1 pseudogene is annotated in these 431 nt (G+C 51.0%); it reads right to left on the reverse strand.

Annotation, left to right across the window (positions count from 1 at the left end):
* A pseudogene (locus ACTHUR_RS21640) lies at nt 1–264 on the reverse strand (anion:sodium symporter); the annotation flags it as partial.
* Nucleotides 265–431: the final 167 nt, after the last annotated feature.

The raw sequence follows: 431 nt of genomic DNA on the forward strand, positions 1-431 counted from the left end.
GAGCACGACGGCGAGAATCGGCACCATCAATGCGGTTACCGTGATGTGGACGGCTTCGGTAAACCAAAGCGCGGCAACGAAAATCAACAGCGCGATGCCTTTGTTGGCATCGGTGCCGTAGGGCAGGATGTGGTAAATGCCGAAACAGACGACGGCGGAGATGATGGTGGTCAGCAGACCTTTAAAGTCGGTAATCGGCTTTTGCGCGCTGAGTAACTCAACATTCTCGGGATGCTGGGTTTTGTCCTTTGCATGTAAGTCCATGAAGTATTCCTCTGAAACATAACGCGAAATCGTTAAAACCGCTGATGCCTGTGCTCATCGCCCGACATTGCTTTTTTATTGATTCCACTGAATCGGTTTTTCTTGTTTCCCGCAGCGGGGCGTTCGCAGGCTTTGGATTCCAGGCAAACAAAGCCATACAGTATGGC

It is taken from the genome of Neisseria sp. P0021.S007 (assembly GCF_051956855.1).